Source organism: Bradyrhizobium sp. 2TAF24, from assembly GCF_052115025.1.
In the GTDB taxonomy this organism is placed as follows: domain Bacteria; phylum Pseudomonadota; class Alphaproteobacteria; order Rhizobiales; family Xanthobacteraceae; genus Bradyrhizobium_A.
Genome location: NZ_JBFRFW010000016.1, coordinates 105,073 through 122,473, shown reverse-complemented (window position 1 = coordinate 122,473; position 17,401 = coordinate 105,073). Strand labels below are relative to the sequence as shown.

The following is a 17,401-nucleotide window of genomic DNA, read 5'->3' as shown; positions in this document are numbered from 1 at the left end:
CCGCGCGAAGATGACGGAGCACCGCATGACCGGCAGCGTGACAATTTCCGAGCGGGCCGCGAGGCGGATCGGAGAGATTCTGAAATCCGAGGGCGGCGGCGCCATGCTGCGGATCAGCGTCGAGGGCGGCGGCTGCTCGGGCTTCCAGTACAAGTTTGACATCGCCCGCGACAAGGCGGACGACGACCTCGTGATCGCACGCGACAGCGCGGTGGTGCTGGTCGACCCGACCTCGGTGAATTTCCTGTCAGGCTCTGAGGTCGATTTCGTCGACGACCTGATCGGCGCGTCGTTTCGCGTCAACAACCCCAACGCCACCGCGTCCTGCGGCTGCGGAACCAGCTTCTCGATCTGATCTGTTTGAACTGACGGCTGGAGCGGCCGCCCTAGCGCAGGCCCACCGGCCGCAGTCGGCTGCTTGTTATACGTCGGCCGCGACCTCGCCGAACAGCAGCACCCGCAGCGCCTCGGGCGCAGCGCCCTTCTCCGCCAGGAAATCGTCGATCGCAAATTCATCGACGCCGGCATGCCGCGCCGTCTGCCATTCATGACAAACCAGCAGGCGCGCGCACGACTGATCGAAAATCAGCCGCCAGGTGTCGACGTCCTCGGGGGCCGGTCCCCGCGCCTCACGGTAGAACTCGCGCTCGATCGTCGCCATGCTTGGCTCCGTCTTTCACTCCGCACGCGCGCCAGTATACAGCAAGCGTGCGGTCGAGGCGACGCTCATTCCGCCGCGACGATACGCGGCTGCTCCGCCTCCTGCATCTCCCGTAGTTCCGGATCGAGCCGCCGCTTGAGACGACGATCGATGCGATCGAGGTAGATGTAGATCACCGGCGTGATGAACAGCGTCAGGATCTGCGACACGCACAGACCGCCGACCACCGCGATGCCGAGCGGCTGACGCAGCTCGGCGCCGGCGCCCGCGCCGAGCGCGATCGGCAGCGTGCCGAAGATCGCCGCGAATGTCGTCATCATGATCGGCCGGAACCGGAGCAGCGCCGCCTCGCGGATGGCGTGCTCGGCGCTGAGGCCGGCGCGCCGACGCTCCAGCGCGAAATCTACCATCATGATGGCATTCTTCTTGACGATGCCGACCAGCATGACGATGCCGATCATCGCGATCACCGACAGGTCCATGTTGAACGCCATCAGCGTCAGCAGCGCGCCGATGCCGGCCGACGGCAGGCCCGAGATGATGGTGATCGGATGGATGAAGCTCTCGTAGAGAATGCCGAGGATGACGAACGCGGCGAACACCGCGGCGAGGATCAGGACCCCCTGCCCGCGCAACGATTCCTGGAACACCTGTGCGGTGCCCGAAAATCCGGTGGCGATGGTCAGCGGCAGGTTCGACGCCTGCTCGAGCGCGGTGATCTTGTCGACCGCGTAGCCCAGCGACACGCCGGGCGGCAGGTTGAACGAAATCGTCGCCGCGGGCTGCTGGCCCTGATGGTTGATCTGCAGCGGCCCCACGGTCGGCACCAGCCGCGCCACCGCGTCGAGCGGAATGACGCGGTTGTCAGCCGTCTTCATGTAGAGCTTGGACAGGTCGGTCGGATCGATCCGGAACCGGGGCTGGACCTCGAGGATGATCTGGTAATCGTTCGTCGGCATGTAGATGGTGCCGACCTGCCGCGCGCCATAGGCGTTGAACAGCTGGTTGCGCACCTGGTCGGCGGTGACGCCGTAGACCGCCGCCTTCTCGCGGTCGATCTCCACCGTCATCTGCGGGTTCTTGATGTAGAGGTCGTCGTTGACGTCGAGCAGCCCGGGGATTCCAGCGATGCGGTCACGCATCTCCGGCGCCAGGCGATACAGCGCGGCGGTGTCGCTGCTCTGCATCACATACTGGTACTGTCCCTTGGACACCCGGCCGCCGATATTCAGGTTCTGGATGCTCTGGAAGTAGGCCCGCAGCCCAGGCACCTGCGTCGCCTTCTGACGCAGGCGCGCCATCACCAGCGGCGCCGGCTCGCGCTCGTTCATCGGTTTCAGCGCCACGAACAGCCGTCCGTAGTTCGCGGTGGTGTTGGGACCGCCGGAGCCGACGGTGCTGTTGACGTACTCGACCGCCGGATCCTGCTTGAGGATACCCGCGAGCACCTGCTGGCGCGCAGACATCGCTTCGAACGAGGTGTCGGTCGCGGCCTCGGTGATGCCGGTCAGAAAGCCGGTGTCCTCCTGCGGGAAGAAGCCCTTGGGCACCACGATATAGAGCCACACCGTGCCGGCGAGCGTGGCAAACGTCACCAGCAGCATGGCGAATTTGTGCGCGAGCACACGGTCGAGCGCCCATTCATAGGCGCGCAGCCACTGGGCGAACATCGCCTCGAAGGCACGCAGCACGAGGTTCGGCCGCTGCGCGGCGTCGTGACCCTTCAACAGCCGGGCACACAGCATCGGCGTCAGGGTCAGCGAGACGAAGCCCGACACCACGATCGCCATCGAGATGGTGACCGCGAACTCACGGAACACACGCCCGACGATACCGCCCATCAGCAGCACGGGAATGAACACCGCGATCAGCGAAAAGGTGATCGACAGGATGGTGAAGCCGATCTCGCGCGCGCCCTTGAGCGCGGCCTCATAGGGCCGCATGCCCTCCTCGATATGGCGAACGATGTTTTCCAGCATGACGATGGCGTCGTCGACCACGAACCCCACCGACAGCGTCAGCGCCAGCAGCGTCATGTTGTTGATCGAGAAATCGAGCAGGTACATCGCCGCGAAGGTGCCGACCAGCGAGATCGGCACCGCGAGCGCAGGAATGAACGTCGCCGAGGCCGAGCGCAGGAACAGAAAGATCACCAGAATCACCAGCGCGATCGCGATCAGCAGCGTCTCCTCGACGTCGGTCACCGCCTGGCGGATGGAGACCGAGCGGTCCATCATCACATTGACCTCGACCGACGGCGGAATCTGCGCGCGCAACGACGGTAGCCTCGCCCGCACGGCATCGACCACCGCAACGGTGTTGGCGTCCGGCTGCTTCTGGATCGCCAGCACGATAGCGCGCTTGCCGTCGAGCCAGGTCGCGATCTTATCGTTCTCGACACTGTCGTAGACCCGCGCCACCTCCTCGAGCTTGACGGGCGAGCCGTTGCGCCAGGCCACCACCACCTGGCTGTAGTCCTGCGCCTTGTCGAGCTGGCCGGAGGCCTGCAACGCGATGTCCTGCTGCGGGCCGTTCAGCGTGCCGACCGGCGTCGAGGAGTTGGCGCGCTGGACCGCGGCACGGATGTCCTCCAGTGACAGGCCGCGGGCGGCCGCGGCCTCGGGATCGGCCTGGACGCGGATGGCGAATTTCTGGCTGCCATAGATCAGCACCTGTGCGACGCCCGGGATCTGCGACAGCGCCTGCGCCATGGTGATGTCGCCGTACTCGTTGACGCTCGACAGCGGCAGCGTGTCCGAGCCCAGCGCGATGAACAGCACCGGGAAATCGGCCGGATTGACCTTCCGGAAGCTCGGCGGGGTGATCATCTCGACCGGCAGACGGCGCTGGGCGATGGTCAGCGCGGTCTGCACATCGAGCGAGGCCGCGTCGATGTTGCGGTTAAGATCGAACTGGATGGTGATCGAGGTCGCGCCCTGCGATGAGGACGACGACATCGAGGAAATGCCGGCGATGGTCGAGAGCTGGCGCTCGATCGGGCCGGCCACGGAGGCCGCCATGGTGTCGGCGCTGGCGCCGGGCAGCGTGGCCGTGACGGCGATGGTCGGAAAATCCACCTTCGGCAACGCCGACACCGGCAGCAGGCGGAAGGCGAACACGCCGAACGCGATGATCGACGCCGTCAGCAGCGTCGTCATCACCGGCCGGCGGATGGACAGCTCCGACAGGTTCATGGCGTTACGCTCCCGCCCGGCGCGGCCGGACCTCGACCCTCGTGCCCTCCAGCAGCAAGAGCTGCCCGTCCACCACCACCTGCTCGTCGCCGGCCAGACCGGTCTCCACCACCGACAGGCCCTGGGCGGTACGGAGCACCGTCACCGGCTGCACCCGCGCGACATTATCCTTGATCACGAAGACGAAGCTGCCGGTCTGGCTGCGCTGGATCGCGACCGAGGGAACCACCACCGCATGCTCGGTGCGCACGATCAGCTTGCTCGACACCAGCGTGCCGGGCCACAGGGTCTCGGCCGTGTTGTCCATGATGCCGCGGACCGTGATCATGCCGGTGGTCGCATCGACGGTGTTCTCTACCATCGCCACCTTGCCGGTCTCGGAGCGTTGCGTGCCCGGAATGGTCGCGACCACCCGCGATGCGCCCGCGTCCATGGCATCGCGCAGCTCGCCGAGCGTCCGCTGCGGGATGGCGAAGGCGACGTAGACCGGCGCGATCTGGTTGATGGTGGCGAGTGGCGCGACATCCGCCGGACGGACGAAATTGCCCACCTTGACCGCGGCAGCGCTGATCCGGCCGGAGATCGGCGCCCGGATCACGGTGAAGCTCTTCTGGACCCGCAGGTTGTCGAGCGCCGACTGGTCGGCCTGGATGGTCGCCTGCAGCACGTCGACCTGGGTCTTGGCATTGTCGAGATTGACCTGGGTGGTCGCCCCCTTGGCGACGAGGTCGCTGTAACGGCGCAGATCACGCTCGGCGCCGGCGAGCTGCGCCTGGTCCCGCGCCAGCGAGCCCTCGGCCTGGGCGATCTGGGCGTCGAGCTGGCGGGCATCGAGGGTGAACAGCAGGTCGCCTTCCCGCACCGGCGCGCCATCCTCGAAATGCACCGCGACAATGGTGGTCTCGAGCCGCGACTTCAGGGCGACACTGGCGACCGGGGTCACCGTGCCGATGGCGTCCACCTCGACAGGAACCGTCCTGCGCTCGGCCCGCGCCACCTCGACGGAGACGCTCCGGGCCTTCGCAGGCCCCGGAGCCCGCTCGGAGCTTCCCAGCCATGACGCGCGGGTGACCACCGCGCCCAGCCCGATCGCCCCGATCAGGCCCGCCGCAACCAGCAGACGATGTGTTTTCATGCGCTTGTTTTTCTTGAATGCCCGCTCGGCCAGCCCCGCTCACGCAGAACGGCCGACGCCCCCAATGGTGGTGTTATCCGCAGAAATCACGGCCTCGTCCCCGCGAACTGCGGCGTCCGGCTTATCACATCCGTTTCAGTCGTGGTACGCCACGGCACCTGCCATTCATCGAGCGCGAGGCGGCGCACAGACCCATGCGGATAGCAACCTGGAACGTCAATTCGGTCCGGCAACGGCTGGACCACCTGCTGACCTGGCTCAAGGAGACCTCGCCGGACATCGCCTGCCTGCAGGAGATCAAGTGCCTCGACGACGCGTTCCCGCGCGAGCCGATCGAGGCGCTCGGCTACAATGTCGTCACTCACGGACAGAAGACCTTCAATGGCGTGGCGCTGCTGTCACGCCTGCCGTTTGACGAGGTGCAGCCCGGCCTCGCCGGCGATCCGGACGACGTCCACGCCCGCTTCCTCGAAGGGATCGTGTCGGTGAAGGGCGGCAGCCTGCGGGTCGCTTGCCTCTACCTGCCCAACGGCAACCCGCCGGATACGGATAAATATCCTTACAAACTCAAATGGATGTCACGACTTCTTGAGTATTCGAAGAAGCACCTTCAAGCAGAAGAGCAATTCATCCTCGCAGGTGACTTCAACGTCATCCCGCAGCCGCGCGACGTCCACAACCCGGCCGCCTGGGCGTCCGACGCGCTGTTTCTGCCGACGACGCGCGAGCGCTTCCAGGCCCTGCTCGACCTCGGCCTCACCGACGCGCTGCGTGCGGTGACTGACGAGCCCGGCCAGTACACCTTCTGGGATTACCAGGCCGGCGCCTGGCCGAAGAACAACGGCATCCGCATCGACCACCTCCTGCTGTCGCCCCAGGCCAGCGACCGTCTGACCGCGGTCGGCATCGATCGCCACGTCAGGGCCTGGGAGAAGCCGTCGGATCACGTGCCGGTGTGGATTGATCTCGATCTCGATGCCGCCTGACCGCGGCAACGGGTCGCAGCGGCCTGACGTGCTCCACGGACGCGCAAACGACGGTCGGGGCGCCTGACGGCAGCCCGGCGACAGCGCTCAGGCCTGGATGGGGGTGGAGGCGGAACGCGCCGGCAACAGCCACAGCAACGGCAACCCAAGGGGGCCGACGGTGGCCGCAACCACCATCCACCCGTGCACCGAGCGGCCGCGCCGCCGGGCCATGCCGGCCGACAGGTGCATCGACGGAATGGTCACGAGAATGGCGACGGCGGTCAACATCGGCATGTCTCCGTTCACCTGAACGCCCAATCACCTGAACGCCAAGTCACGTGAACGCCAAGTCACTTGAACGCCAAGCCACCCGGTCAGTCGCGGCGGCCCTGGACCCAGCGCTCGAGCATCTGCAGCGCCATGGCGCGGTCGTTCTCCGAGGCCTTGGCGAGCGCCGCGTTGTAGCTTTCCTTGATCCAGCCCTCGTCCGCGGTGGCACTGTCGCGGGCAAGCGTCAGCCACATCAGCCCACGCGCCGCCTGCCGCTGCAGGTTGACGCCATTGAACAGCATCTGCCCGAGCAGGGCCTGGGCCTGATGCTGCCCCTTCTGGGCCGCAAGGCCAAGCCAGCGCACGCCGTATTTCGGATCCTTGGGGATGCCGACGCCATCGAGGTAGAGCCGCGCCAGATTGTACTGCGCATCCGCATTGCCGAAATAGGACGCCGCGTAGGAGAACATCTCGCGGGCGCGCTCCGGGTCCGACTTCACGCGGGTATTGGGGATGCCGTCGAGATAGTAGCGGCCGAGCGCGACGAAGGCATTGGCGACAATCGCGGCCTGCGGCGCGGATGGGCTGTCCTCGGCGTGCGCATTGGCGATCTTGCTGAAATAGTCGAACGCACGCAGGTCGTCCTGGGCGACACCGTCGCCGGTCGCGTACATCTGACCGAGCTTCCACTGGGCCACCGGATGGCCGCCCTCGGCGGCATACTGCAGCGACGACAGCGCGGTGGGCTGGGTCACCGGCGCAACCGCTTTCTTGAGTGTCGCAGCACCATTCGGCTGCGCAGCGACCACCGGAAGGGCGGCGTCCGCTCCGCTGACCGCCGTACCCTCGAACGCGAGCGCCGGCGCCGCGCACAGCACGGCTGAGATCAGCGCGACGGCGGCGATATGGTCAGATGTCCGCATATTGCTGCTTCTCTGCGGCGCCACCGGGATGCGTCACGGCGCCGTTCACGGCGGATCCCACCTGCTGGGCATATTTCCACAGCACGCCCGAGGTATGGCTGGTCGCCCGGGGCACCCAGCTCGCCTTGCGTGCGTTGAGCTCGGCATCTGACAACCGGACGTTCAGGTTGCCGGCTTCGGCGTCGATCTCGATGATGTCGCCATCCTGAATGAGCGCGATCGGGCCACCGATCGCAGCCTCAGGGCCGACATGGCCAATGCAGAAGCCGCGGGTCGCGCCCGAGAAACGGCCGTCGGTGATCAAGGCGATCTTGCCGCCCATGCCCTGCCCGGTCAGCGCCGCGGTGGTCTGCAACATCTCGCGCATGCCGGGGCCGCCGCGCGGGCCTTCGTAACGGATCACGATCACGTCACCTTCGCGGTAGGTGCGGTTCTTCACCGCGGCGAACGCATCCTCTTCGCGATCGAAGCAGCGCGCCGGTCCGGTGAACTTCAGGTTGGCCATACCCGCGACCTTCACGATCGCTCCCTCCGGAGCGAGGTTTCCCTTCAACCCGACGACGCCGCCTGTGACGGTGATCGGCGCATCAGCCGGGCGAACCACGTCCTGATGGGAATTCCATTTCACGGACTTCAGATTCTCGGCGATCGTCCGTCCGGTGACGGTCAGGCAGTCGCCGTGAAGATAGCCGTGATCCAACAGGGTTTTCATCAGAAGCGGTATGCCACCAGCTTCAAACAGATCTTTGGCGACATAACGGCCACCCGGCTTCAAATCCGCGACATACGGTGTCTTTTTGAAGATTTCGGCAACGTCGAACAGGTCGAACTTGATGCCGGCTTCGTGAGCCATCGCCGGCAGATGCAGCGCCGCGTTGGTGGAGCCGCCCGAGGCCGCGACAACGGCGGCAGCGTTCTCCAGCGCCTTGCGGGTGACGATGTCGCGCGGGCGAATGTTGGCGGTGATGAGCTGCATCACCTGCTCGCCGGCGGCCATGCAGAAGGCGTCGCGGATCTCGTAAGGCGCGGGTGCGCCGGCCGAGTATGGCAGCGCGAGGCCGATCGCCTCTGAAACCGTCGCCATGGTGTTCGCGGTGAACTGGGCGCCGCAGGCGCCGGCGGACGGACAGGCGACGCGCTCGATCTCGTCGAGGTCGGCGTCCGACATGGCGCCGACCGAGTGCTTGCCGACCGCCTCGAACATGTCCTGGACCGTGACCTGCTGGCCGCGGAAGGTGCCGGGCAGGATCGAACCGCCATAGATGAAGATCGACGGCACGTTGAGGCGGATCATGGCCATCATCATGCCCGGCAGCGACTTGTCGCAGCCGGCAAGGCCGACGAGCGCGTCATAGGCATGGCCACGCATGGTCAGCTCGACGGAGTCGGCGATGCACTCGCGCGACGGCAGCGACGAGCGCATGCCGTCATGGCCCATGGCGATGCCGTCGGTGACGGTGATGGTGCAGAACTCGCGGGGGGTGCCGCCGCCGGCAGCGACGCCCTTCTTCACCGCCTGCGCCTGGCGCATCAGGGCGATGTTGCAGGGCGCGGCCTCGTTCCAGCAGGACGCGACGCCGACGAAGGGCTGGTGGATCTGGGCCGTCGTCAGGCCCATGGCGTACAGATAAGACCGATGGGGGGCGCGCTCGGGCCCCTCGGTGACATGGCGGCTGGGCAGCCTGCCCTTGATGTCGGTCTTCGCGTCCATCACGCTTGTTTCCCCGGCCACCCGCTGGACCGCCTCCCTTCGGAGGAGGATCTTCCACAGCGCTTGTTGTTGTCGCAGCGTTTGGCCTGCAACTTACGCTTCATGGAGGGGTGTGGCTAAATCGCGGCGGACACAAGCGCGACATGCGCCCAAGGTTAAATGTCCAATGAGTGTGGCAGACGCGCAACATCCGTTGCCGCCGAGCAACCTTTAACGCAACCCCTCCTCGGCAGTCTCAGGGTACGTCCGCCGGACCGGCCGAAAGGTTCAGCCCCGCAGCGCCCGGGCAGGATGACCGCCCCGACCAAACACACATGGCAAAGGCGATCGATGCCGGGCGGGCTGGAGACGGGCGGCGCGGCGTTGATGCGCTCCTCTCCGCGATCTCGCCGGCAGGCCGCCCTCGCGCGGACCGTCAGCGCGGCTCCGCGAGCGCGCGCGCAAGACGCTCCTGACCGTCGATCGGCACGCTCTGCGGCTCGGCGCGGGTCAGCTTGGTCGGTGCCGCCTCGCCACGGATGCGGGTCCCCGTCCCCATGGTCCGATACGCCGGATTGTCGACGTGGGAATTGAACAGATAGGTGAAATCGAGCGGAATGCGCGGCACATCCGTCGGCCGCTCCACATCCGGCCGGAAGTAGTCCGACGGCACCGTGATGTCGGTGTGGTAGAAGCCGGTGTACGCACAGTGGTTCTTGTCGGCGAGGAAGGCTGGCAGCGCCACCGGGCAAGCCGGCAGCCCCTCGGACCGCGGCAACAGTTCGGTCGCCTTGCCGGACACGGCGGGCGAGGCGTTGGCGATGGTGCGCATCGCGAACTCCAGCGCCTTCTCCAGGGTATCGACGGTGCCCTGCGCGAACGGCTCACTGCTGTCGTCGAACGCCGCGTCGAGCGCCTTGGTCGCTTCCGCCAGCCGCCCCGACTTCACCATGTGGCCGACCGAATTGACCGAAAAGCCGAGACCGCCGGGAATGCGGTGGTCCTGCCACCATCGTTTGTCGGCGGCGGCGGCGAACACGTTGACCCCCGTGCGCCACATCCACGTCGCCCGCTCCTTGCCCGGCTTCTCCAGGAAGATCTGGTCGAGCAGAATGGTGTCGGTGGTGAACTCGTCCAGCAAGTACAGTTCGCACAGCCGCAGCGCGAAATCCTGCATCGCCTTGTCCGGCTCGGCCTCGGCGAGACGGCGCGACACCGCCAGCACGACAAAGCCGCTCTTCTTGCCCTCATAGCCCTCACGGGTCCAGCGCTGACGGGCCGCCTGGATCTTGCCGCGGATCGTCTCGTCGTCCGACTGCAGGTCCTGCTCGGTCAGGATGCAGTAGCTGAGAAGGCTGGACTTGGCGGCGATGCGGCCAAACAGGCAGGGCTGGAATTTGCCGAGCCAGATGCGCAACGCCGCGATCGCCTCGGCCTCGTCGCGCGCGGCGTACAGCTTGTCGTTGGCCTCCAACATTTCCTGGCTGAACGGCGCCGCAGCGCGCCAGGGATCGGGCGACAGGCGCGCAAGGCATTCGGCAATCGTCCGGGTCATGGCATCGTCTCCTGTCCATGGCGTCCGCCCGGCCGGGCATCCGCCCCCTCCGCCGGTCGCATCACGGCGGCGCGCAGCTCGTGCGTCGCCCATTCGGGAAAAGTCTCCGTCGGCGTCAGCGAAAACGCCCGGGTGCGCGCCGTTAGCCAGCCCAACACGTTGCGCGGCGGCCGCCCCGTTCCGCGCGTCGCCACGCTCCGCCATGCCGGCTGGTCGAACAGCGTCGGATCGAACGGCTCGGTGCTGACGAACAGCTTGAGCACATCGCGCACTTCCGTGCGCCCGGCTTGCCACTTGTCGTCGGGAATGGAGGCGTAGATGTCGCGTCCGTTATGCAGGGCGAACAGCCGCTTCGCCGGAATGAACTCGGCGCCGCCCGGCATCAGGATCGAACTGATGGAATGGTCCTCGCCGAGCCACACCAGCGCGCAATACAGGTCGTGGTCGGTGTCGTTGCGCAGCGCAAGGCGCAGCCGCGGCTTCTGCCAGTTGCCGCCGACCTGCCGATAGACGAGCCGCAGGCCGGCGGTGGCGTTCGCCTCGGTCCAGCTCTCGGCGCCATTCGTCGCGACCGGCAGATGGACCACGATCTGCACCGCCTGCGGACCGAGCAGGCTGCCGGGATTGTCGATCCCGGCGACCAGCTCCCAGCGCGCGAGATGGGCGATCAGCGCCGCGGCACGTGCCGCATCCGCCACCTCCGCAACATCGTCGTTGGCCGCAGCCGACCGGCGCGGCGAGACGTGGCGGATGCGATAGACCCCGCCTGCCGCCGTTGCCTCGATGGTGGCATCGGCGGCCTCGCCCTCGCGGACCATCGCCGACCAGTCATCGCGCGCTGCAAATGCGGCACGCAGCGCAGCCGTGGCTTGCGCGTCACCGCCGACCCGGACCGCCACCGGCGGCCGTGGCGTCGATACCAGCGTCGCATGATAGGTCGTGCCGGGATCGAGCATGCCATCGCCCGCCTGCGCCGTCGGCAGGCCGGGGGGCGGCCCTTGCGCGATCTCGACCTGGCTCAGTTCGGGCCGCACCGCCGCCACCCGCGCATAGGCCTGAACGCCCGAGGACACGGCGGCATCAGCCGCAATCGCCGTGATCGCGAACCATGCGGTGTCCGCGCCACGCGGCCAGGTCACCCCATGGATGGCGCCGGCGTCGACGACCCATCCCATTTGCGTGTCATAGCGCAGTGTGAACGCAAGCCGGTCCGCCGCGGCCGGACAGCCGAGGAACCCCTTGAGCAGATCGGTCGGATCGGTCGCCTCGGCCCGCGGCACCTGCTGGCTGGCAACGCGCCGGACCTCGCTCTCAACGCGCTTGATGAGGTCGTGATAGCCGATGCGGCCCTGCGCCTGTTCGAGCGCGGCAAGGAGCGCGACCGTGAAGGCGCCGCGCGGCACCCCGCCCGCGATCACTTCCTTGGCCGTCTCGTTCGCGCGGCACGCCGCGAGCAGTATGTGCCGGCCGGTCGGCCACGCGATCCAGCCGCCGGGCGCCGCCGCGTCGCCCTGCTTCAGCCGCGCCGCCAGATCGCCATCGAGAAACGTCGCGAGCGGGCGCTCGCGCAGATGGGCCGGGGCATGGCGGATGCCATGCTGCTCATCTGCCGCATCGCGCGTGCCGCTGCCGGAATGACAGCAGTCGAATACGCACAGCACGTGACAGCCCGTGCGCGCGACATCGCTGATCAGAAACGCCAGTTCCTTATCGGCGAGATCCCAGTTGTCGCCGCCGCGGCTGTCGTGACAAACCAGCGTTTCGTTGAGGCGATCCGGCTCGAGATGCCACAGCTCAGGCGGGGCTTTCTCCTGCGAACCATGGCCGCAGTAATAGAACAGCGCGACATCGTCGGCGCCGGCCTGTCCGAGGTGCTCACGAAACTGGCGGATGACGGCGGCGCGCAGCGCCTGCTCGTTGGTCAGGCGGACGAGACGCAAATCGAAGTCGCCGCGTCCTGCGAGACCACGCAGCAACGTCTCGACACATTCGATATCATTGACGCAGCCATCGAGCTGCGAGACCGGCCCGCGATACTTGTCGATGCCGACCAGCAGTGCGTACAACGCCCTCGCCATCCCTGCACCACCCGCACTGCACGGGATGCTTCCCATGCCCCACAGCCAGGAGTAGAATACAGCCTTCCCCGCACGCGGGAAAGCACTTTGCACTGTCGTTTCCGAACACTCTTGTTTCCGAACACTGTCGTTTCCGAACGGAGTCGTCATGGCCGTGCAACGCGAGGATGCGAAAGTCCGTGCTGTCCTCGCGACCGCCATCATGAGGCGGCAATCGGGCGACCTGCGCGGCGCGGCCTTGCTCTACCGCGAGGCGAGTGCACTGGCGGGAGCAGCCGGCGACCACAAGGCGATTTCCATCGCCCACGACAATCTCGGCAACATTCTCGCGGATCTCGGCGATTTCGACGCGGCGCGCGCCAGTTATCGCGAGGCGCTCGCGCACGAAACCGATCCGCGGATCCGCCGCATCATTCGGTCCAACGATGCCCGCGTGCTCGGCGACATCGGCGAATTGCGGCTGGCCGCCAATGTCTTGCGCCAGCAGGTGGACGATCTCGATGAGATCGGCGGAGGCCCCGAACTGCCGATCGCGCTCGACAACGCCGCCATGGCGCTGTCGCGCCTCGGCGACCACGCCACGGCCAGGGCGCTGCTGACGCGCGCTGAGGTGCTGCTGCGCGACGGCCCCGCGGACCAGCGCGCCGTCAACGCGCTTAGCCTGTCGAACATCAACGTCACGCTGGATGATCGCCCGGCGGCGGCGACCTGGTTCGGCACCGCCTATGATCTCTATATGACCGCCGCGCGGCAATCGATCGACGTCGCGCACTACCGCCGTGGCTTTGCCCGCGCGCTCAAGCAGCGGCTGGCGGACGGGCATCCGATCCACAGCCTGTTCTTCGACGGCGTCCTCACCAAGGACACCGACCGCTGGGAAGAGAGCAGAGCGGCCTTCCAGCGCGGCGCACGGGATGCACGCATCGCCGGCGATGTCGCCCTCGCCTTGCGCTTCATGGCCAACGAAGCCGCCATGCTGTCGGACAGAAACCGGCTCGGCCCGGCGCTGGCTCTGATCCAGCGGATCCGCACCGAGGCGAGCCAGCTCGGCCTCGCCCGCTCCGAGATGATGGCGACGGGCACGCTGGCGTCGATCCTGCTCGGCGGCGCCGACACATCCGATCCGCTCGGCCCGCTTGGACTTTACGCCCGTGCGAAGGTGCTGCACGAAACCCATGTCCGGATTGTCGCCGAATATCCTGTCGATGCGCCGACACGCCTGCTCGAAACCGCGGATTCCGGCGCGGTCGCCGCCCAGCTCGCCAAGATGGCCGCCGAACATCACGCCGACGATCTCGCCATGCAGTTCTTCCAGGAGGCGATTCCGATCGCCCGGAAGAATTACCAGACGATGGTCCAGTTCGCGCAGGGCAAGCGTCCGACAATTCCGTTCGAGCTGCCCAACCGTCTCGCCGGCCTGTGGGCGGCGGCCCGCGCATCGGGTCAGAGCACGGTCGCGCAGCAGGCCGCCGACGAGATCGAGACGCTGCAGCAACAGGGCGAGATGACCATCCGCGGACGCCTCGTCGCCCAGCGCATGCTGGGCGACCACTACACCGACAGCGATCCGCCGCGGGCCATCCGGCACTTCCGCGACGCCTGCGCGGCGGCGGAGGCGCTCAAGCAACAGGTGCTGATCGGCGATGGCCGCTCCGACGTGGCGCGCGGCCATGCCGATGTGTTTCCCAAGCTTGCACGTCTGCTGCGCCTTGCAGGCCAGCCGGACCAGGCGTTCGAAACGCTGCAGGCCATCAAGGCGCGGCGGGTCGGCGAAGCTGCCGCCAAGCGCGCCGGAGCGGCATCCGAGACGCTTCCCCGTGTCGCCGACGCGATCCGCCTGCTCGCCGACCTCGGCGGCGCCGCGCCGACCGTATTCGCCGAGCTGTCAGTCGAAAAAGATGGTCTGACCGCCTATCTCGTCGATGCGGCCGGGGTGCGCGCCGTGCATGTGGCCGCCAATGTCGCGGCCGGCCACCAAGCCGATCGCGGCGACATCAACGAGCGTCCACGTCGCCTGGTGCAGTATTGCCTCGAGGACCCGGACCTCCGCGCCTTTGTCGGCGCCATTGCCGCCGCGCTGCCCGAGCGCTGCCGCGTCCTGCTGTCGGCATCGGGCTTCCTCGTCAACGTCCCGCTACATCTCGTGCCGCTCGACGGCCGGCCATGGTGCGAACGCTTTGCCATCAGCACCATCCCGGCGATCGGCGTGCTGCAGTACGCGGCAAGAGACGTCTCGCCGCGCGATCTCACAACGGTCGGCGGCGACTCCCGCCACGACCTGCCCCACGCCGCGCGCGAGTGTGCGGCCATCGCCGACCTGCTGAAAACCGAGCCGCTGGTCGGCGGCGACTGCAGCGCCATCAACATCCGGGCGCGCCTCCAGGCGGGCCATCATCAGTTGCTGCATCTCGCCCTGCACGGACGGGGCGATGCCCGGCGCGGCGCCCGCGCCAGCGTGCTGCTGGCCGATGCCGACGGTCCGCGCTGGGTGGGCCTGCATGAGCTGTTCACCCGCGACGTCTCGATCCGTCTCGCGGTGCTGTCGGGCTGCAGCACCGCCGTGGCCGGTCCGCTGCATGGCCACGAACTGACCGGCGTCGCCGGCGCCGCCGCCGAGGCCGGCGTCTCCAGCATCATCGCCTGCCTGTGGCCGGTCGAGGACGCGGTCGCCGAGCACTTCATGACGGAGCTGTATGCGATCATCCTGCAGCAGCGCGACGACGGCGTCATCGACCTCGTCGCGGCGATGGATGGAGCCCGCACCGCCCTGCGCCAATGGATGGCCGGCGCCGGCGAACGCGGCCAGCGCCGCAACGGGCGCGACCTGTCGCTCGGCCCGCTCGACGACGAGGCACCAGCCGCGACGGTCGCCGACGCGCTGGCGTGGGCGCCGTTCGTGCTGATCGGCCGCCCGGTGCTGACCGTGACGGCCTGACGATCGCACCGCCGGCCGACGCCGCCCTTCCCACCACCGAAGCTGTGTCACGATGGTCGCGCCGACGCCGACCGGGTGTTGCCACCGCCCGTATTTTGGTCTCGCGGGACGCCCGTTGCCTGATGTATACTTGCACAATGCAAGCATTATGCAGAGACTCATGACGCGCCCAGCCGCCCGCCATCCGGCTCGCCCCCGGCCCGACCTGCCGCTGCGCCTCGGCGCGTGGCTGCCTTATCGCCTGTTCATCGTCGCGGCGCAGATCGCCCGCCCCCTCGCCGCGTTCTATGGCGAACGCTTCGGGCTCAGTCAGGCCGGCTGGCGGATCCTGGCGGCCATCGCCGAGCACGACGGCGCGAGCGCCGCCGACATCGGCCGCGCATGTGGCCTCGATGCATTCGCGGTCAGCCGCGGCATCGCGCAACTGGTCGAACTTCGCTTCGCGACCCGTGGCAGTGCCGGGCGCGACCGCCGTGTCGCCAGCCTGCGCATCACCGCGCGTGGCCGCAGCGCCTTTGCCGAGATCGCGGCGCTCGGCCACGCGATCGAGGCCGATCTGCTGGCACCGCTGACGACCAGCGAACGTCACTGCCTGGATGGCGCGCTGGACAAGCTCGAGCAGACCAGCCGGCGCATCGAGACCGACGGCTGGCAGGCGCTGGCGCAGCGCACAGGCCGGCGATGACCAGTCTCCTGTTCGCCATCACCGCCCTGCTGTGGGGCGGCGGCGCGCTGGCGACAGCCATGCAGGCCGGCATCACGCCGGCCTCCTGGTCGGTCGCCTTGCGCATGGCGCTCGCCGGTATGCTGCTGCTTGGCTACGGCCGGCTGCGCGGCCTGTCGCTCGGCATCCCGGGCCGCGATCGTATCTATGTGGCGCTGCAGGGCGCGCTGTTCTTCTCGCTCGCCTTCGTCGCCTTCTACGAAGCCGTGCACCACATCCCCAGCGGCCTCGCCGCCGTGATCCTGTCGCTGTCGTCGCTGTTCGCCGCGCTGCTGGGGCGGGTCGTGCTCGGCTCGCCGCTGACGCCCGGCTTCCTGTGGGGCGCCGGGTGCGGGGTCGCCGGCGTCGCCATCATCGCCGCGCCGCAGATCCACGGTGCCGACACCGGCGACGCCGCGGGGTATCTGTGGGCCCTCGCCGCCGCGATCGCGACCGCGGGCGGCACGGTCACGGGCGCACGCAACCAGCGCGCCGGACTGCCGCCGGTCGCCGTGCTCGGCTGGGCCGCGCTGGTTGGCGCGGCCACGAGCGCGGCGTTCGCGCTCGCCACCGGCACGCCGCTCCTGCTCGACGGCTCGCTCCGGTATCTGGCGAGCCTCGCCTACCTCACCGTCGCGGGGTCGTGCGTCGCCTTCATGCTGTACTTCGAGCTGGTGCGGCGCACCGGGCCGGGTCAGGCCGCCTACGCCCTCGCCGTCGTTCCGGTGATCGCGCTGGGATTGTCGGCGCTGTTCGAGGGCTTGCACCTCGACACACGCATCCTCGTGGGCGCAGCCTTCGTTCTGGCCGGCAACCTGTTCGTGCTGCGCCGCTGAGGCACAGCGCGCCTCCCGAAGAGGAGCACGCCGTTCAGTGTCCCGCGATTTGCGGAACGGTGCCGCGATAGCGCGCAGCCTCGTCGAGCGCCGCCGCCGGCACCGGCGGCCGCCACGCATCGTAGGCGTCCCGCGTGCGGGCGCTCGGCGAACGCTGCTGAGAATCTGTTGTCACGTCGCCACGCGTCCTACGCGCATCGCCACGATCGCCCGCCGTGGCAGAATGCGCCGCCGCGATCAGCAACGCCGCGGCCGAAAGAACCGTAAAAGACCTGTACGTCATGGAGAATCTCCACCCTGTCACCTGCGCCCGGCGCGCAGGCAGCCGCGCAGCGGACATGTCCTGCGCGCTCGTCCGACAGATAGGAGCTGAGGTCGCCGCATGGCATGCGACACGGCGACGTTCGCGCCATCTTTGACGCGAACGTGAACGGCTTGATGATTTTGCAGTCA

General features: G+C 67.9%; 14 protein-coding genes. 5 read left to right on the top strand and 9 right to left on the bottom strand.

Translation table 11 applies throughout. The features are described from left to right. The first annotated feature begins 25 nt into the window (after positions 1-25). Complete coding sequence (gene erpA, locus AB4Z37_RS23935; protein ID WP_441519248.1) at positions 26-355, top strand: iron-sulfur cluster insertion protein ErpA; 330 nt, start codon at positions 26-28, stop codon at positions 353-355. Between the two features lie 66 nt (positions 356-421). Here the strand turns inward: erpA and AB4Z37_RS23930 are convergent, their stop codons facing one another. The 3 genes from AB4Z37_RS23930 to AB4Z37_RS23920 all read right to left on the bottom strand — a co-directional run bounded on the left by AB4Z37_RS23930 (position 422) and on the right by AB4Z37_RS23920 (position 4,990). Next, positions 422-661: a hypothetical protein gene (locus AB4Z37_RS23930; RefSeq protein WP_441519247.1), complete on the bottom strand. Its 240-nt coding sequence runs from the start codon at positions 659-661 to the stop codon at positions 422-424. A gap of 65 nt (positions 662-726) precedes the next feature. Next, entirely contained in the window at positions 727-3,855 is a 3,129-nt protein-coding gene (locus AB4Z37_RS23925) for an efflux RND transporter permease subunit (protein ID WP_441519246.1), read from the bottom strand. A 4-nt stretch (positions 3,856-3,859) separates the two neighbouring features. Next, positions 3,860-4,990, bottom strand: coding sequence for an efflux RND transporter periplasmic adaptor subunit (locus AB4Z37_RS23920; protein ID WP_441519245.1), 1,131 nt, complete (start codon positions 4,988-4,990; stop codon positions 3,860-3,862). Between the two features lie 194 nt (positions 4,991-5,184). Here AB4Z37_RS23920 and xth point away from each other — a divergent pair, with 194 nt between their 5' ends. Continuing rightward, positions 5,185-5,976 (top strand): exodeoxyribonuclease III, encoded by a 792-nt coding sequence (xth, locus tag AB4Z37_RS23915; RefSeq protein ID WP_441519244.1) that lies wholly within the window; start codon positions 5,185-5,187, stop codon positions 5,974-5,976. Between the two features lie 87 nt (positions 5,977-6,063). On the opposite strand, the gene AB4Z37_RS23910 is transcribed toward xth, so the two are convergent. The 5 genes from AB4Z37_RS23910 to AB4Z37_RS23890 form a co-directional block, all read right to left on the bottom strand. Further along, positions 6,064-6,246 (bottom strand): hypothetical protein, encoded by a 183-nt coding sequence (locus tag AB4Z37_RS23910; RefSeq protein ID WP_393011743.1) that lies wholly within the window; start codon positions 6,244-6,246, stop codon positions 6,064-6,066. A gap of 86 nt (positions 6,247-6,332) precedes the next feature. Further along, positions 6,333-7,151 carry a tetratricopeptide repeat protein gene (locus AB4Z37_RS23905; RefSeq protein ID WP_441519243.1) on the bottom strand — a complete coding sequence of 273 codons (819 nt, stop codon included), beginning with the start codon at positions 7,149-7,151 and terminating at the stop codon, positions 6,333-6,335. Continuing rightward, the gene (gene ilvD, locus AB4Z37_RS23900) at positions 7,138-8,862 is read right to left on the bottom strand and encodes a dihydroxy-acid dehydratase (RefSeq protein WP_441519242.1); all 1,725 of its coding nucleotides are present in this window, start codon (positions 8,860-8,862) and stop codon (positions 7,138-7,140) included. The genes AB4Z37_RS23905 and ilvD overlap by 14 nt, the downstream gene beginning before the upstream one ends. A 415-nt stretch (positions 8,863-9,277) precedes the next feature. Next, entirely contained in the window at positions 9,278-10,396 is a 1,119-nt protein-coding gene (locus tag AB4Z37_RS23895; protein WP_441519241.1) for a hypothetical protein, read from the bottom strand. Then, positions 10,393-12,474: a caspase family protein gene (locus AB4Z37_RS23890; RefSeq protein WP_441519240.1), complete on the bottom strand. Its 2,082-nt coding sequence runs from the start codon at positions 12,472-12,474 to the stop codon at positions 10,393-10,395. Before AB4Z37_RS23890 ends, AB4Z37_RS23895 begins: the two co-directional genes overlap by 4 nt. Before the next feature lie 148 nt (positions 12,475-12,622). On the opposite strand from AB4Z37_RS23890, the gene AB4Z37_RS23885 reads away from it, so the two are divergent. The 3 genes from AB4Z37_RS23885 (at position 12,623) to AB4Z37_RS23875 (ending at position 16,948) form a co-directional block, all read left to right on the top strand. Then, complete coding sequence (locus AB4Z37_RS23885) at positions 12,623-15,409, top strand: CHAT domain-containing protein (protein ID WP_441519239.1); 2,787 nt, start codon at positions 12,623-12,625, stop codon at positions 15,407-15,409. A gap of 160 nt (positions 15,410-15,569) precedes the next feature. After that, the gene (locus AB4Z37_RS23880) at positions 15,570-16,094 is read left to right on the top strand and encodes a MarR family winged helix-turn-helix transcriptional regulator (protein WP_441519238.1); all 525 of its coding nucleotides are present in this window, start codon (positions 15,570-15,572) and stop codon (positions 16,092-16,094) included. After that, complete coding sequence (locus AB4Z37_RS23875) at positions 16,091-16,948, top strand: DMT family transporter (protein ID WP_441519237.1); 858 nt, start codon at positions 16,091-16,093, stop codon at positions 16,946-16,948. The genes AB4Z37_RS23880 and AB4Z37_RS23875 overlap by 4 nt, the downstream gene beginning before the upstream one ends. Positions 16,949-16,982: 34 nt before the next feature. On the opposite strand, the gene AB4Z37_RS23870 is transcribed toward AB4Z37_RS23875, so the two are convergent. Next, complete coding sequence (locus AB4Z37_RS23870) at positions 16,983-17,231, bottom strand: hypothetical protein (RefSeq protein ID WP_441519236.1); 249 nt, start codon at positions 17,229-17,231, stop codon at positions 16,983-16,985. Between the last annotated feature and the right edge of the window lie 170 nt (positions 17,232-17,401).

What these genes read in the sequence shown, in the direction of transcription:
- ilvD (WP_441519242.1), bottom strand. Translation starts at nt 8,862, where the DNA reads ATGGACGCGAAGACCGACATCAAGGGCAGGCTGCCCAGCCGCCATGTC.
- AB4Z37_RS23910 (WP_393011743.1), bottom strand. Translation starts at nt 6,246, where the DNA reads ATGTTGACCGCCGTCGCCATTCTCGTGACCATTCCGTCGATGCACCTG.
- AB4Z37_RS23930 (WP_441519247.1), bottom strand. Translation starts at nt 661, where the DNA reads ATGGCGACGATCGAGCGCGAGTTCTACCGTGAGGCGCGGGGACCGGCC.
- AB4Z37_RS23875 (WP_441519237.1), top strand. Translation starts at nt 16,091, where the DNA reads ATGACCAGTCTCCTGTTCGCCATCACCGCCCTGCTGTGGGGCGGCGGC.
- AB4Z37_RS23870 (WP_441519236.1), bottom strand. Translation starts at nt 17,231, where the DNA reads ATGACGTACAGGTCTTTTACGGTTCTTTCGGCCGCGGCGTTGCTGATC.
- erpA (WP_441519248.1), top strand. Translation starts at nt 26, where the DNA reads ATGACCGGCAGCGTGACAATTTCCGAGCGGGCCGCGAGGCGGATCGGA.
- AB4Z37_RS23925 (WP_441519246.1), bottom strand. Translation starts at nt 3,855, where the DNA reads ATGAACCTGTCGGAGCTGTCCATCCGCCGGCCGGTGATGACGACGCTG.
- AB4Z37_RS23885 (WP_441519239.1), top strand. Translation starts at nt 12,623, where the DNA reads ATGGCCGTGCAACGCGAGGATGCGAAAGTCCGTGCTGTCCTCGCGACC.
- AB4Z37_RS23920 (WP_441519245.1), bottom strand. Translation starts at nt 4,990, where the DNA reads ATGAAAACACATCGTCTGCTGGTTGCGGCGGGCCTGATCGGGGCGATC.
- xth (WP_441519244.1), top strand. Translation starts at nt 5,185, where the DNA reads ATGCGGATAGCAACCTGGAACGTCAATTCGGTCCGGCAACGGCTGGAC.
- AB4Z37_RS23890 (WP_441519240.1), bottom strand. Translation starts at nt 12,474, where the DNA reads ATGGCGAGGGCGTTGTACGCACTGCTGGTCGGCATCGACAAGTATCGC.
- AB4Z37_RS23905 (WP_441519243.1), bottom strand. Translation starts at nt 7,151, where the DNA reads ATGCGGACATCTGACCATATCGCCGCCGTCGCGCTGATCTCAGCCGTG.
- AB4Z37_RS23895 (WP_441519241.1), bottom strand. Translation starts at nt 10,396, where the DNA reads ATGACCCGGACGATTGCCGAATGCCTTGCGCGCCTGTCGCCCGATCCC.
- AB4Z37_RS23880 (WP_441519238.1), top strand. Translation starts at nt 15,570, where the DNA reads ATGACGCGCCCAGCCGCCCGCCATCCGGCTCGCCCCCGGCCCGACCTG.